12 protein-coding genes are annotated in these 14,341 nt (G+C 73.0%); 5 read left to right on the top strand and 7 right to left on the bottom strand.

The window, feature by feature from the left end; genetic code table 11:
• Positions 1-79 precede the first annotated feature (79 nt).
• The 3 genes from OG594_RS21860 to OG594_RS21850 form a co-directional block, all read right to left on the bottom strand.
• A complete protein-coding gene (locus tag OG594_RS21860) occupies positions 80-1,426 on the bottom strand; it encodes an MFS transporter (RefSeq protein WP_266601512.1) in 1,347 nt (448 codons plus the stop codon).
• A 399-nt stretch (positions 1,427-1,825) separates the two neighbouring features.
• Positions 1,826-2,971 carry a glutamate--cysteine ligase gene (locus tag OG594_RS21855; RefSeq protein ID WP_266601510.1) on the bottom strand — a complete coding sequence of 382 codons (1,146 nt, stop codon included), beginning with the start codon at positions 2,969-2,971 and terminating at the stop codon, positions 1,826-1,828.
• Positions 2,972-3,190: 219 nt separating this feature from the next.
• Positions 3,191-4,993 (bottom strand): Stealth CR1 domain-containing protein, encoded by a 1,803-nt coding sequence (locus tag OG594_RS21850; RefSeq protein WP_266601508.1) that lies wholly within the window; start codon positions 4,991-4,993, stop codon positions 3,191-3,193.
• Positions 4,994-5,234: 241 nt separating this feature from the next.
• On the opposite strand from OG594_RS21850, the gene OG594_RS21845 reads away from it, so the two are divergent.
• Positions 5,235-6,929, top strand: coding sequence for an AMP-binding protein (locus tag OG594_RS21845; RefSeq protein ID WP_266601506.1), 1,695 nt, complete (start codon positions 5,235-5,237; stop codon positions 6,927-6,929).
• A 221-nt stretch (positions 6,930-7,150) separates the two neighbouring features.
• On the opposite strand, the gene OG594_RS21840 is transcribed toward OG594_RS21845, so the two are convergent.
• A complete protein-coding gene (locus OG594_RS21840) occupies positions 7,151-7,678 on the bottom strand; it encodes a MarR family winged helix-turn-helix transcriptional regulator (protein ID WP_266601504.1) in 528 nt (175 codons plus the stop codon).
• Positions 7,679-7,746: 68 nt separating this feature from the next.
• On the opposite strand from OG594_RS21840, the gene OG594_RS21835 reads away from it, so the two are divergent.
• Together OG594_RS21835 and OG594_RS21830 are read left to right on the top strand one after the other, a co-directional pair.
• Positions 7,747-8,475 (top strand): hypothetical protein, encoded by a 729-nt coding sequence (locus tag OG594_RS21835; protein ID WP_266601502.1) that lies wholly within the window; start codon positions 7,747-7,749, stop codon positions 8,473-8,475.
• Position 8,476: 1 nt separating this feature from the next.
• Positions 8,477-9,274 (top strand): GDSL-type esterase/lipase family protein, encoded by a 798-nt coding sequence (locus OG594_RS21830; protein WP_266601500.1) that lies wholly within the window; start codon positions 8,477-8,479, stop codon positions 9,272-9,274.
• 460 nt (positions 9,275-9,734) lie between these two features.
• Here the strand turns inward: OG594_RS21830 and OG594_RS21825 are convergent, their stop codons facing one another.
• Both OG594_RS21825 and OG594_RS21820 read right to left on the bottom strand, forming a co-directional pair.
• Positions 9,735-10,916, bottom strand: coding sequence for a sensor histidine kinase (locus OG594_RS21825; protein ID WP_266601498.1), 1,182 nt, complete (start codon positions 10,914-10,916; stop codon positions 9,735-9,737).
• A gap of 32 nt (positions 10,917-10,948) precedes the next feature.
• The gene (locus OG594_RS21820; protein WP_266601496.1) at positions 10,949-11,605 is read right to left on the bottom strand and encodes a response regulator transcription factor; all 657 of its coding nucleotides are present in this window, start codon (positions 11,603-11,605) and stop codon (positions 10,949-10,951) included.
• Positions 11,606-11,991: 386 nt separating this feature from the next.
• Here OG594_RS21820 and OG594_RS21815 point away from each other — a divergent pair, with 386 nt between their 5' ends.
• Both OG594_RS21815 and OG594_RS21810 read left to right on the top strand, forming a co-directional pair.
• A complete protein-coding gene (locus OG594_RS21815) occupies positions 11,992-12,315 on the top strand; it encodes a hypothetical protein (RefSeq protein ID WP_266601494.1) in 324 nt (107 codons plus the stop codon).
• The gene (locus OG594_RS21810) at positions 12,312-12,521 is read left to right on the top strand and encodes a hypothetical protein (RefSeq protein WP_266601492.1); all 210 of its coding nucleotides are present in this window, start codon (positions 12,312-12,314) and stop codon (positions 12,519-12,521) included. Before OG594_RS21815 ends, OG594_RS21810 begins: the two co-directional genes overlap by 4 nt.
• A gap of 87 nt (positions 12,522-12,608) precedes the next feature.
• Here OG594_RS21810 and OG594_RS21805 read toward each other — a convergent pair whose 3' ends face one another.
• Positions 12,609-14,123: a glutamate synthase subunit beta gene (locus tag OG594_RS21805; RefSeq protein ID WP_266601490.1), complete on the bottom strand. Its 1,515-nt coding sequence runs from the start codon at positions 14,121-14,123 to the stop codon at positions 12,609-12,611.
• Positions 14,124-14,341 lie beyond the last annotated feature (218 nt).

Here is a 14,341-nt window from a genome sequence, read left to right as displayed (position 1 = left end):
TCACGCGGAACGGTGTGGCGGCGGGCGCGGTGCGCGCGTAGGGGTCGTCCCCGCTTGCCGAACGGTGGTCGGGCGGTGGTCAGGCGGTGGGTGCGGGGGCCGGCCGTTCGTCGCCTCCGGCGGAGGTGTCCCGCGGTGTCCCGTGGGCGGCGTCGGCGCCGCCGCCGTCGTCCGGCGGACCGGGCAGGTCCCGCATCCGGCGCAGCGGGGAGAACACCAGCGGCAGTGGTACGGCGAGGATGCCGACGGCGCACCAGGCGAGTGCCGTGCGCGACCCGTAGGACTGGGCGAGGGCTCCGCCGAGGAGCGCGCCCAGCGGCAAGGTGCCCCACATGAGGAAGCGCAGGGTGGCGTTCATCCGGCCGAGCAGCCGTGGTGGGCACATTCCCTGGCGGAAGCTGACCTGGGCGACGTTGTAGACGACGGCGCCGAAGGAGACGACCGCCGATCCGGCGGCGAAGAGGACCGCCCCGGCGACGCCGTGCCCGGACAGGGGCCACAGCAGTGCGAACGGGCCGGTCACGAGGAGGGACAGGAGGATGACCCGGCCTTGCCCCAGCCGGGCGGCGATGCGTCCGGCGCACAGCGCACCCAGGAGCCCTCCTACGGCCGACGCGGACAGCACCAACCCGAGCCCGCCGGCCTCCAGGCCGACGACGCGGACCAGGTGCACGGTCTGTGTCGCCATGAGGACCGCCGTGGAGAAGTTGGCGAGGCCGGTCGTGAGGGCGATGACACGCAGCAGCGGATGGCCGAAGACGAAGCGGAGGCCCTCGCCGATCTCCTTGCGCAGGGAGCCCCCGGCAGCAGCGGGCTCGGGCGCCTCCTCGGTCCGCTCGATGCGCAGGAGGAAGAGGGCGGAGAGCACGTAGCCGATGGCGTCGACGATGACCGCGAACTGTGCTCCGACGAGCTGGACCAGTCCGCCGCCGATGCCGGGGCCGGTCACCTGGGCGGTGGAACGGACGGTCTCCAGGGCGCCGTTGCCGGCCACGAGTTGGTCACGGGGCAGGATCTGCGGCAGGTAGCTCTGGTGGGCGACGTCGAAGAACACGGTCGCCACGCCGGTCACGAGCGCGACGGCGTACAGCTGGGCCATGGTCAGGACGTCCGCGAGCGCGGCAGCGGGGATGCTGGCCATGGCGACGGCGCGCACCAGGTCCGCACGGATCATCAGGGGCCGCTTGCGCATGCGGTCGGTGAGTGCCCCGGCGGGCAGCCCGACGAGGAGGAAGGCGGCGGTCTCCGCGGCGGTCAGCAGGCCCACTTGGAAGGCGGGGGCGTCGAGTTCGAGGACGGCCACGAGAGGCAGCGCCACCAGTGTCACCTGTGCACCGAACTGTCCGGTGGCGGCTCCCGCGAGTAACAGTCGGAAGTCGCGCAAGCGCATAGGGCCACCGGTGGCGGCTCGAGATGTGTCGGACATGTGAACGACATTCACGGATCCATCGCTCAAGAGTCAAAGCAAACCTGTCACTTTCGGACTTGTTTTGCGGCCGCACGGACACAGGTCGGGAAATCTTGCGCACTGTCCTGGGTACAGCCGCGTTAATTGCTGCCGATTCCATGTGACGCAAGGGACAGGCGAGACAAGGGGGGACAGGGGGACACGCTGAGGAGCCGAGCGACCCGCCTTACCCTGAGTAACTGGTTCCATCCTGACCGAAAAGGCTCACCTGTGATCACACCCTCGCGGAGGCGCCCGTTCCGTCGGCTATGAACGCCACCGGACGGACCCGCGCCCCAAGCCGTCCTTGAGTTCGGCCAGTTGATCTTCGGGCAGGCCCGGGAGGTCGCCCGCACCGCCCCCGCGGCCCGCTCCTCGTCAGCGCACCACGCCCCGGGCCGCCCGGTCGACGCCGGCCGTGGTCCGGCCGGCACAGTGCCGGACGACCGAGGCCAGGTCCCCCTCCGACCGCAGCAGGCTCCGCTGGACGCGCGCGCCGTTCCCGTGCTCCAGGAGGCGGGCGATCGCGGCCCGCACGAACTCCTCGTCGCCGGAGTCGACCAGGGCGTCGCCGACGTGCCGGTACAGCGCGTCGACTGCGGCCTCGGGCGCGGCCTCCCGCAGCGTTTCGGGGTGCAACAGCGGACCGTCCAGCCCCGAGCGGCCCGCCTGCCACGACGCGAGTCGGAGCAGGCCGGTGCTGACCCTGGCCGGGGGTTCACCGGCCCGCCACTCCCGGGCCGCGGTCTCCACCAGGGCGCGCACGAGGGCCGCCAGCAGGACGGGGGTCGACGCGTCGAGGCACACGTCCGCCACCCTGACCTCAACCGTCGGGTAGGAGGCGGACAGCCGCGCGTCGAACCAGATCATCCCCTTGTCGCGCAGCACGCCCGACTCGACCATGGCCCGCACCTCCGCGTGGTAGCGGTCAGCCGAGCCGAAGACGTCCACCGGCCCGGCTGCCGGCAGCCGGTTCCAGACCCGGCTGCGGTAGCTGCCGTACCCGGTGTCCTCGCCCTGCCAGAACGGGGAATTCGCGCTCATCGCGGTCAGTACGGGCAGCCAGAGCCTGATGCGGTCCAGCACGGCCACCCCCTCCTCGTCCGACTCCACGGACACGTGGACGTGGCAGCCGCAGGTCAGCTGCTCCTGGGCGGTCATGCCGAACTGCCGCGACACCCACTCGTAGCGGTGTCCGGGGGACATCGAGGGGCGGACGGCCAACGGTGAGGTGCCGAGCGCGGCGACGACCGCACCGGCCGCCGCGGCGTGCCGGGCCGCCTCGGCGCGCCAGCGGAGGATCTCCTCCTGCAGTTCGCCCATCTCCGTCACCGGTCTCGTGCCGAACTCGACCTGCTCCTCCTGGAGCTCCGCCTCGAAGGTGTGGCCGGAATCCTTGCCGTCCGCGGCACCGGCGGTTGCGGCGCGGTCAGCTGCGGCGAGCACGGCTCCCGACACGGCCAGCGGCTCCCCGCTGTCCGCGTCCGCCAACAGCAGCTCTTCCTCCACGCCCACGCTTCGCATGCAATCGCCCATCGCTTCGTCGTCCGGTGTCACCGCTCGGTGGTCAGCGTCTGCCCGGGCCCGCCGTGGATATGCGGAAGGGATTCCTCCGGACCGAGGTCCACAGAACAGCAGGTGGCGGGGGCCCGCTCGGCGGGGCGCGGCCGCCCCGCGCGGCCCGGATCCGACCCGCGCCGTTGCCTCCGGCGAAGGCCGGGCGTGGCGGCCGGGGCAAAAACGTCATCCCCGGGCGGGCTCGGTCCCGGACGGGGCCGGCTGCTGCTCGAACGCAGAGGGCACCGGGAAGTAGGCCTCCAGAAAGGCCGCGACGACGTGGTGCTGCTGCGTCGCCGACAGTTCGCCTCCGGCTCCGCCCTCGTCACGTCCGTCCGGGTCCTCGTCGTCCGCGAGGCAGAAGGCGTCGTGGCCGCGCTCGGCGGCCAGGTCCGGCAGCCGCTCGATCTCGGCGCGGTGCGCGGTGCTCACGTAGGTGTGCGCGAGGTCGCCCTCGACGGCAAGTCCCTCGGCGAGCGCCAGGTGGGCGGCGAGGGTGACGGGGGCGAGGTCCTCGGCGCTGCGGAAGACGGAGCGGGCGGTGGCGGCGAGCCGACCGGGCAGCAGTTCCTCGACGCGGGTGAAGGCGGACCGGGTGAGGGGGTACGGGGTGTGCGCCAGGATGTGGGGATACGTGCGACCGACGGCCTCCTCCACGGCCTGCCGGGTCACCTTCTGGGACGAGGTGAACACGTCGTCCCCGGCCCGGCTGCCCGGGTCCACCGCCCGCCGGTCGTGGAAGACCTTGGGCAGTCCGGAGGGCAGGAAGTAGTTCTGCGGGCGCTGGGGCCGGCCGAGGAAGATGTCGTCGTTGAAGTAGAGGAAGTGCTCGGCCAGGCCGGGGATGTGGTGCAGTCGGCTCTCGATGGCGTGGGAGTTGAACACCTCGGGGGCCGTCGGTTCCGTGGACAGCTCGCGATGGTCGATGACCGTGATGTGCGGATGGTCGGCCGCGAGCCAGGCCGGAGCCTGGTCGTCGGTGACCAGGAAGATGCGCCGGACCCAGGGTGCGTAGGCGGCGATGGAGCGCAGGCAGTAGCGGAGCTCGCCGCGGTCGCGGTAGCGGTTCTCGGCGAGGTCGATCCCGGCGGTGTCGTCGATCCCAGAGGGGTGACCTGAACCGCCCTCCGCCTTCGCCGCCCGGTCCCGACGGCGGCGCCAGGCGGGGTCGGCCGCGTCCACCCAAGTGATCACCGCGTCGATCGGGAAGTCGATGTCATCGGGGAAGCGGCTCGAGAAGCAGTCGACTACGGGGTACTCCCGGTCGTCGATGCGGCGGGTGGTGGAGGCGGCGAGGGAAGGCACCCACCAGCCGTACGGGGTCTCGCGCAGCACGGCGAGCGCGCCCTCGCCGGAGTCGGGGACCTCCCAGAACTCCAGGTCACAGCCGCTCTCGCGGCCGTACGTCAGGGTCCGGCCCGACGTGATGACCGGCCGGTGGATGCGTACGGCCCGCACGCGAGCGGTGTGCGCCGCCCCCCTCCCGTCCTTGCCCCCGGCAGTTTCGGCGGACTCCACCGCCGTCGGGAGGTCCTCGGCGAGCACGTCCCCGGCGTCACCGTCAGCGGTGAGCAGGCGCGCGTAGACGGGGAGCCCCGTAAAGGCGACGGCGCAGGCCTTCAGCGCCGCGGCCCGGTCGCCCGGCGCAATGGCCACCCGGTGGACGAGCTCCCCGTCGGGGACCAGCCCGTAGGGGACGGCCGCGCCCTCCAGGGCCTCGGCGACCGACCGGAGACTGGCGGTACGGGCATCGGCGGGGAGCAGGTCGTCGCGTACGGTCACGAGTCGACCACAGTGCCGGATCAGGCCGGGCACGGTCGCCAGCAGCTCCTCCTCGCGGGAGGTGAGCCCGCTGGACGGAGGGATCCTGCCGCCGATGCGCTCCCGCCCGGCGGGACCTGGCTGCGGCGGAACGCCCCCGGGGCGACGCAGCGTTCGGGCGAGTTTGCGCAGCCCGGCGGGCAGGAGAATGCGGTGAACACCCTGCATGTACGACCTCGGTGTGGGGTGCCGGTGCGCTGCAGCCGGTCGGCCGAACGTCCCGGGCAGGAGCGGTGCGCTCAGCGGCAACGACGGGTACCTCGTTCACCCTCACTTTTGCTGTTGTTCGCTTTTCACGCAAGAGTCGTGAGTGCCGCCGCCCCGACTCACAGCCGATTCTCAGGTGCACCGACGGCCCACCGCGCCGCTCCCCCGCACCTCTGGTGCCGCGGCCCGCCCGGAGGGGATCATGGGCGGTGCGCGTTGGCCGTCATCGCCGCAGCGAGTGCTGGAGGTACGTGTGTCCGTAGCGTCGAGTCGTGCGTCCGGGAGTTCCGAAGTCCCGCTGCTCCGCGAGACGATCGGGGACAACCTCGATCGGACCGCACGGCGCCTCCCCGACCGGGACGCCCTCGTGGACGTGGCTGCCGGCCGCCGGTGGACGTACGCAGAACTGGCCGCCGAGGTGGACGCCCTGGCCCTCGGGCTGCTGGACCTCGGGATCGTCCGGGGCGACCGGGTCGGCATCTGGGCGCCCAACCGGGCCGAGTGGACGCTGGTGCAGTACGCCACCGCGAAGATCGGGGCGATCCTGGTCACCGTGAACCCCGCTTACCGCTCCCACGAGTTGGAGTACGTGCTGGGGCAGTCCGGCATCCGGCTGCTGGTCGCGGCGGAGCGCTTCAAGACCTCCGACTACGCGGCGATGATCGAGGAGGTCCGGCCGCGCTGCCCGGGGCTGGAGTTCACCGTCCTGTTCGACGGGCCGCGGTGGGAGGCACTGCTGGAACGCGGGCGCGGCGCCGATCCGGCCGCACTCGCGCGGGCACAGGCCGCACTGGGCCCGGACGACCCGATCAACATCCAGTACACCTCGGGCACCACCGGCTTCCCCAAGGGCGCCACCCTCTCGCACCACAACATCCTCAACAACGGCTTCTTCGTGGGCGAGCTGTGCGGCTACGACGAACGCGACCGGGTGTGCATCCCGGTCCCCTTCTACCACTGCTTCGGGATGGTGATGGGCAACCTCGCCTGTACCAGCCACGGTGCGGCGATGGTGATCCCCGCGCCCGCCTTCGACCCGGCCGCGACGCTGGCGGCGGTGGAGGCGGAGGCCTGCACCTCCCTGTACGGGGTGCCCACGATGTTCATCGCCGAGCTGGCCGCGCCCGGGTTCGACGGGTACGACCTGTCGAGCCTGCGCACCGGGATCATGGCGGGTTCGCCCTGTCCGGTGGAGGTCATGACCGAGGTCATCGAGCGGATGGGGATGGCCGAGGTCTCCATCTGTTACGGCATGACGGAGACCTCTCCCGTGTCCACGCAGACGCGTGTGGACGACTCGGTCGAGCGCCGGGTCTCCACGGTGGGCCGGGTCGGCCCGCACCTGGAGGTCAAGGTGGTCGATCCGCAGTCCGGACTGACCGTCCCGCGCGGCACTCCGGGAGAACTGTGCACCCGGGGCTACTCGGTGATGCTCGGCTACTGGGGCGAGCCCGAGAAGACCGCCGAGGCCGTCGACGCGGGGGGTTGGATGCACACCGGCGACCTGGCGGTCATGGACGGTGACGGCTATCTGAGCATCACCGGACGGATCAAGGACATGGTGATCCGGGGAGGCGAGAACCTCTACCCGCGCGAGATCGAGGAGTTCCTCCACGCCCATCCCGACGTCATGGACGTCCAGGTCATCGGGGTGCCCGACCCGAAGTACGGGGAGGAGCTGATGGCGTGGGTGCGGATGCGCGAGGGGGCCGCGCCGCTGACCGCGCAGGCCGTGCGCGCGTACTGCGCGGGGCGGCTCGCCCACTTCAAGATCCCCCGCTACGTCCACGTCGTGGAGGAGTTCCCGATGACCGTCACCGGGAAGATCCGCAAGATCGAGATGCGCGCGATGGCGACCCGCCTGCTCGCGGAGGAGGCCGCGGCCGGTAGCGCCTGACCCTGCCGGGGCGGTGGTCCGGGGGCGGCCGGTACGGCTACGGCCCTCCGGGCGAGATGCGGACGGCGCAGGTCGGGGCACGCGAAGGAAGGGAACGCCCGGGCGGTCGACGGTCGGTGACCGTGCCGTACTGCTGCGCGCGACCGGCTGCGTCACCGGTGCACGGCCGGGCCGGCCCGCACGCCTACCGACCGCCCCCGGAAGCAACCGCGCGTCGGTCCTCAGCCCTTCCGCTTCGCCGCCGGTTTCGCGAGCGTGCGGTAGCCGGGGTGCACACCCGGCGTCAGTTCCTGCTGCGCCGCGACGCGTTCGAGGAGTTCCAGAAGCCGGGCCCGCCCGTCGGGGTCGAGGGCGGCCAGCAGGTCATCCTCGTGGGTGGCCGCCGCCCGGGACACCGCGCCGAGGGTCCGTCGCCCCTCGGAAGTGAGGTGCAGTTCGTAGTTGCGGCGGTCCTCGGCGCTGCGCCGCCGCTCGACGAGGCGTTTGTCCTCCAGGACGTCGATCAGGGCGACCACTCGACTGGGTACGACCCCCAGGTCTTCGGCGAGCGCGCGCTGACTGCGGCCGGGCTGCCCGGCGACCATCCGCAGCAGGCCGACGTCGGCGGGGGTGAGCCCCAGGGTGGCGACGCGCTCCGCGAACCGCCCCGCGGCGTGGGCACCGATCTGGGCGAGGAGGAAGGCCGCTCCGCGCGGAGCCGGCGCCTGGGCCGGGGCCGGGGAGGGATCTGGTTGCCGGGCGGTGTTCACGCGGCTATCGTACGCGACACGCAATGATTCACCGCAGTGAATCGTTCTCCTCAAGAACGGATTGTGCCGTGGAAGCGATCGAGAGCCGTGTCCCGCGCAACACCCGCACCACCGCCCCGCAGTCCGGGCCGCCGCCCGGCGTCCTCGCCGTGGTCTTCACCGCCCTGTTCCTCGGTGGTCTCGTCCTCAGCACCCTGCTGGCCGGCGGCGATCCGTTCCCGTCGCCGTTCGGCGACACGGACGCGATCACCGCGTACTTCCTCGACCACGGGGACGCGGTCCGCGCATCCGGGGCCCTGCAGTTCGCCGCCTCCGTCCCCCTGGCCATCTACGCCGCAACCGTCTCGGCCCGCCTGGGCCGGCTCGGGATCCGGGCGCCCGGCGCCACCATCGCCCTCGCCGGCGGGGTGCTCGCCGCCGCCTTCCTGGCCTGCTCCGGCCTGGTCACCTGGGTCCTGTCCCACGCCGAGGTGGCACAGCGGCCGGAGCTCGTACGAGCCCTGCAGTACCTGGCGTTCGGCCTGGGCGGCCCCGGCCACGTGGTCCTGCTGGGCCTGCTCGTCGCCGGGATCGCCGTACCCGGGCTGCTGGCCGGGCTCCTGCCGCGGGCACTGGCCGTCGCGGGTCTCGCCGTGGCCGCCGTCGCCGAGCTGGCCACCCTCGTCCTCCTGAGCGAGGACGCCGCCCTGCTCCTGCCGGTCGCCCGCTTCACCGGGCTGGCCTGGCTGATCGCGGTGGGCTTCCTGCTGCCGCGCAACCGTGCCGGCGTCCGCGTCCGCGTCTCTGAGGAAGGCTGACATGACCACCACCGACCGGAACACCGCCCAGGCGCAGCGTCTGCTGCGGTTCCACCAGCCGGAGAAGCTCCTGCGCCACCTGGGGCCGCTCGACGAGCCGGTGCTGGCCGCCCTGTTCGGGACCGACGCCGGGGACTACCGGGGCCGGCTGGAGCAGTTCGACGAGCGCAACCGGGAAGCGGCGGCCGCACTGTCGGCCGAGCCGGGCGCGGCCGCTCAGATCGCCGCACTGCCGTTCCGGCCGGGTGAGCACGTCGTGGCCCTGGGCGAGAGCACCACCGCAGACCGGCTCTCCTGGTTCGAGATCCTGCGGCACCTGCTCCCCGAGGGCGTGCGGTGCACCAATCTGGCCGTCTCGGGGAGCACCACCACCCAGGCCCTGGCGCAGCAGCTGCCGGTGCTGGGATTCCAGCGGCCCGACTGGGTGTTGTGCATGCTCGGCGCGAACGACGTGCAGCGCATCGACCGCACCCCGCTCGTCGGCCCCGCCGAGACCTGCCGCAATCTGATCGCCCTGCACGACCTGGCGGTGGCCCGGACGGGGGCCCGGTGGGTCTGGCTCACCCCGACGCGCATGGACCCCGTCCTAGTGGAACGGTACGAGCACTTCCGGCGGGCCGGCCTGAGCTGGTCCGATGCGGACCTCGACGCCGTGGCCGACTTCCTGCTGGCGCGGCCGGAGCCGGTGGTCGACACGCGCGGCGCGGCGCGCGGCCACCATGAGGCCGACGGCCTCCACCTCACCCCCTCCGGCCAACGCGCCGTGGCTGCCGCCCTGCTGGAGGCCCTTCACCCCTGACCGCCCCGAGCAGCACCGAACCCGACCGCGGGCCGTCGTGCCGCAGAGCGGGGGCGGCCACCCGGGTCCGTACGGTCCCGGTCGTCCTCCGCTTCCGCGCGTGCGTCGTCCCGTGCCGGCCGATGCGGACCTCTCACTCGTCCGCGTACCTCCGGTGAGCGCGGCGCCCCGGTCGTGGCGGGGGCCGCGCACGTGTGGCGTGCGCACGCAGCGGTGCTGCGTGCAGCAACATGGTGTTCACCACATCGCGCAGCCGGCGGAACGACGGCTTCCTCACGTGACCGACGTGGGACCACCGGCATGAACGGCGTCGCCGCAGAACGCTCATTACGGCCCGGCGCTCCCCGTCCTGCCGGCGGCGGCGCACCTGCACCCTGCCCCACCGGGAGGCGTGGCATGAGCACCACCGAGTCGCAACGGACCATTGCACACCCGACGAGGCCCCCTGCCGACCGGGCGGTCATTGCGGGCTGCGCCGGGGCGCGTCGGCCGTCGCCAGGGGGCGCGTTCCGCGTGGGGGGATCTGCAGGTGCAGGCGGTAGCCGCCGTCGGGGGTGGGCCCGTCGGAGAGGGTGCCGCCGAGGTGTTCGGCTCGTTCGCGCAGTCCGATCAGTCCGTGTCGCGCGCTGGGCAGCGCCAGGGCGGGCTGGCGGGCCTTGGTGTTGGTGACCGTCACCTCGAGGGCGGGTCCGGGCCGGCGGAACTCGACCACGACGGTCGAACCGGGCGCGTGTTTGCGTACGTTGGTCAGGGCCTCCTGGACGGTCCGGTAGGCGGCGCGTTCGACGGCGGGGCTCGCGTCGCGGGGGACCTCGCCCGTCAGCGTCACGTCCAGTCCGCTGTCCGCGATCAGGCCGTCGAGCCGGTCCAGGGCGGGCTGCGGCTGTGACGTCAGCCGCGGGTCGGGGCCTTGGGCGCTGCTGCCCGGGGCGCGCAGCACGGCGACCATGTGGCGCAGTTCGTCCAGTGTGGCCGCGCTCAGGGTGCGGATGGTGCGGGCCGTCTCCTTGGTGTCCGGGTCGTCGGCGGACACCTGTAGGGCGCCGGCGCGGACCGCGATGAGGCTGACCTGGTGGGAGACCACGTCGTGCATTTCCCGGGCCAGATGGGCGCGTTCGCGCGCGAGCACCTGCTGGGCGTGGAGCTCGCGCTGGTGTTCCTGCGCCGCGCGCAGCTCCTCCATGTTCTGGGCGAGTTCGCGGCGGGTGAGTACGAGTCGGCCGAGAGCCACCGCCACTCCTGCGGCGGTGAGTGAGTAGCCGACGACGACGGCGATCTCCGAGGGGTGGGCGACCTCGTACGGGCCGATGTCCGGCAGGTTCGCGCCGATCCCGTACGCCAGTACGCACCCGACCAGCGCCCTGCGGGTGCGGTGCTGCTCGGCCAGGGAGAAGAGGGCGGCGAGGGCGGCCAGGACGTTGTGTCCGAGTTGCACGGCGAGCAGGGCGAACACGAACACCGCAACCGGCCAACGGCGGCGTGCCAGCAGGGCCAGGGCGGCGGCGGCCCCGGGAGCGGCATCCGCCCATGTGCCGGTCGCGGCGAACACCCACGCGTCGGCCAGCGCGGCGGCTGCCAGTCCCGCGTCCACCGCGCGGGGGTCCAGGGCGCGGGCCTCCAGGGTGCGTCGGGTACGTGCCACGCGCCCGGGTCCGTCCGGAGCCGTGCTGGCGCTCATGCGTGCGTCCCGTCGAGCAGGCCGGCGCGCTCCGCCCACAGGGCGGCCTGGACGCGGTTGCTGACGTCGAGTTTGGTCAGCACGGCGCTCACGTAGTCCTTGACGGTGCCGATGCTCAGGTGGAGACGCCGCCCGATGTCGGCGTTCGACAGTCCCTGTGACAGCAGCACGAGGATGTCCCGTTCGCGGGCGCTGAGCCGGGAGGCCGCGTGGGTGAGGGCGCGCTGCTCGCCGCGGTGGTGGAGGTAGCCGCTGATCACGGTGGCGGTGACCTGCGGGGCGAGGGCCATCGCCCCCGCCGCCAGGGACCTGACCTGGTGGGCGAGTTCGTCCGGGTCGGTGTCCTTGACCAGGAAGCCGGAGGCACCGGAGCGCAGTGCGGTGGAGACGTACTGGTCGGAGTCGAAGGTGGTGAGCATGGCGACCACCGGCGGATCGGGCAGCTCCATCAGCCGCGCGAGGACGGTCAGCCCGTCGACATCGGGCATGCGTATGTCGAGCAGCACCAGGTCGGGGGCGTACGCGGCCACCGCTGCCAGGGCCTGCCCACCGCCGGTGGCCGCCACCACCTCGATGTCCGCCGCTGCGTTGAGGATCATCGTGAGCCCGGACCGGACGAGGGCCTCGTCGTCGACCACCATCACTCGGACCACCGCACCGGTCTCCCACCTGTCGTTCCCAGTCGACCCAGCCTTTCCCCAGGTCAGAACCCAGGGAAAGCAGCTGTCACCCTAGCGGTATCGCAGGTCCCGCCCCGCCACGCGACGGCCGGCACCCGAGAGGAACGCGAACACGGCCCGCCGGTGCGGGAGTCCGGCCGGGCGGCCGGTGCGCGACCCGCTCGGTGGCGGGGTCGAACCAGCCGGTCGACGGGTGCCGTTCGCCCCCGGGCCCGGCTGAAGATCGTGACGTCCCGGGCCACGCCGGCAGCCCGTGGACCGTGCACCATCCGACTCCTTCCGTCCAGGCGCGTCCGCATCCCGGGACTCCGGAATGCCTGTGCACGGGACGGACGGCACCGAGCAACACGGGAAACACCTTGCGCACCAAGCACAGAAGTCTCGCCCTGGTCATGGCCACGGCTGCCTTCCTGGCATCGGCACCTGCCGCCCACGCGGTCGATGTGATCCAGGAGAACAACATCAAGAACTGCTACCTGGGCAAGAAGAAGGACGCCGCGGCCTGTGAGCGGCTGCTGTCCGTCCGCCCGATGAACCAGCGGGCCAAGGACTGTCTGCTCAAGGCCGGCATCGGCGGAGCCGCCGCCCTGATCGTGGGACGCGTCAACAAGGACGCCGCCAAGAAGATCGCCACCAGTGTGGTGGCGGGCGGGGTCACCGGCTGCCTGAGCGGGCTCGTATGAGCACCGCGCTCGGGTGGGCCGCCAAGGTCGCCACCTCGGCCCTGGCCGTCCTCGTCCTGGTCCTCGTACCCGTGCTGGTCGGCCCGCCCTACTGGGCCGAACTCCTCCTGACCGCGGTCGTGGTGGCCGCCGGCGCCCGCGCGTGGTCATGGATCGACAGGACGGAGCCGCGGGCAGCGCAGCCGCGGGCAGCCGACCGTCAGTGAACGGGCCCCGGTCCGGGGCGTGTCCGTGTCCCTCGCTGGCACGCCCCCGACCGGAGGTCGACCGTCGGTCACGACGTGCTGCCCGCCTCAGAGCCCGTAGCGCATGCGCCCCAAGGCCGTCATCGGGCGGTCGTGCGCGGCGACCGGAGCCGGGAGGCAGGTGGAGCCGGTCAGGTAGCGGTCCACGGCGGCGGCCGCCGCCCGGCCCTCGGCGATGGCCCACACCACCAGCGACTGCCCCCGGCCGGCGTCGCCCGCGACGAACACTCCCGGTACCCGCCGCCCTCCGCCCGCCGCGAAGCCGGCGTCCCGCGCGAAGTTGCCGCGCTCGTCGAGCTCCAGCCCCAGCTGCTCGCGCAGGTCGCCGGCCCGCTCGGGGCCCGAGAAGCCGAGGGCCAACAGGACCAGCCCCGCCGGTATGACGTCCTCGGTCCCGGCCAGGGGGCTGCGGGCCACGGGCTCGACGGCGGTCAGGTGTAGCGCCCGTACCCGGCCCGCGGCGTCCCCCTCGAAGCGCAGGGTGGCGCGGGCGAACAGTCTGGGGTCCCGGCCCTCGCGCCCGCGGGCCTCCTCGTGGGCGTGGGAGATCCGGTACGTCCTCGGGTACACCGGCCAGGGCTCGTCGTCGGTCCGGCCCGCGCCGGGCTCGGGATTGATGTCGAGCTGGAGCACGGAGATCGCGCCCTGCCGCAGGGCGGTCCCGAGGCAGTCGGAGCCGGTGTCACCGCCGCCCACGATGACCACGTGCCTGCCTTCGGCGGTGACGGGCGACACGGCGTAGTCGCCCTCCCGTACCCGGTTGGCGCAGGTCAGATAGTCCATGGCCTGGTGGATGCCGTGCAGCGCGCGGCCCGGGACCGGCAGCTCCCGGCGCTCGCCGGCCCCGATCGCGACGACGACGGCGTCACAGCCGCTCCGCAGCTCGTCCGCGCCGGCACCGGTCGCGCCGCCGACGTCCGCACCCGTGACGAACACCGTGCCCTCGGCCCGCATCTGCTCGATGCGCCGGTCCAGGTGGGCCTTCTCCATCTTGAACTCGGGGATGCCGTAGCGCAGCAGTCCGCCGATCCGGTCGGCCCGCTCGTGGACCGTGACGCGGTGCCCGGCCCGGGTCAGCTGCTGGGCCGCGGCCAGCCCGGCCGGTCCGGAGCCTATGACGGCCACCGTCTTGCCGCTGCGCTTCGTCGGCGGTCTGGGCGACATGTAGCCGCGCTGCAGGCCCACGTCCGCGATCGCCTGCTCGACGTTCTTGATGGTCACCGGGTCCGCGTTGATCGTGAGGACACAGGCGTCCTCACAGGGGGCCGGGCAGAGCCTGCCCGTGACCTCCGGGAAGTTGTTGGTCGCGTGGAGCCGCTCGTACGCCGCGCGCCAGTCGCCGCGGGCGGCGTACGCGTTCCACTCGGGTATGAGGTTTCCCAGGGGGCAGCCGGTGTGGCAGAACGGTATGCCGCAGTCCATGCAGCGGTCGGCCTGCCGGGAGACGAGCGGCAGCAGCGCCTGGCCCGCGTAGACCTCGCGCCAGTCGCCGAGCCTCTGCTCGACGGGGCGGGGCGGAACGGCCTCGCGGGGGATCCTGAGGAAGCCGAACGGATCGGTCACGCGCCGCCTCCCTGGATCGTGGGCGCGGCGAGCCACACGGCCCGCGCACCGTGCCGCTCGTACGCGCGTTCTGTGGCGGTTCAGCCAGGTTACGCCGCCCGCGCGGCCGTGACCCGGGCGAACCGAAGGGGTGACCGGACGGATGCGGGCGGTGATGGCGGCGTGGTGATCCGCTGCGGCTCGATACGGCTCGGGCACGGGCACCGTCCGCTACGGCC

Origin of the sequence: Streptomyces sp. NBC_01214 (assembly GCF_026340975.1) — a bacterium.
Classification (GTDB): Bacteria; Actinomycetota; Actinomycetes; order Streptomycetales; family Streptomycetaceae; genus Streptomyces.
This window is presented reverse-complemented; position numbering and strand designations above follow the sequence as displayed.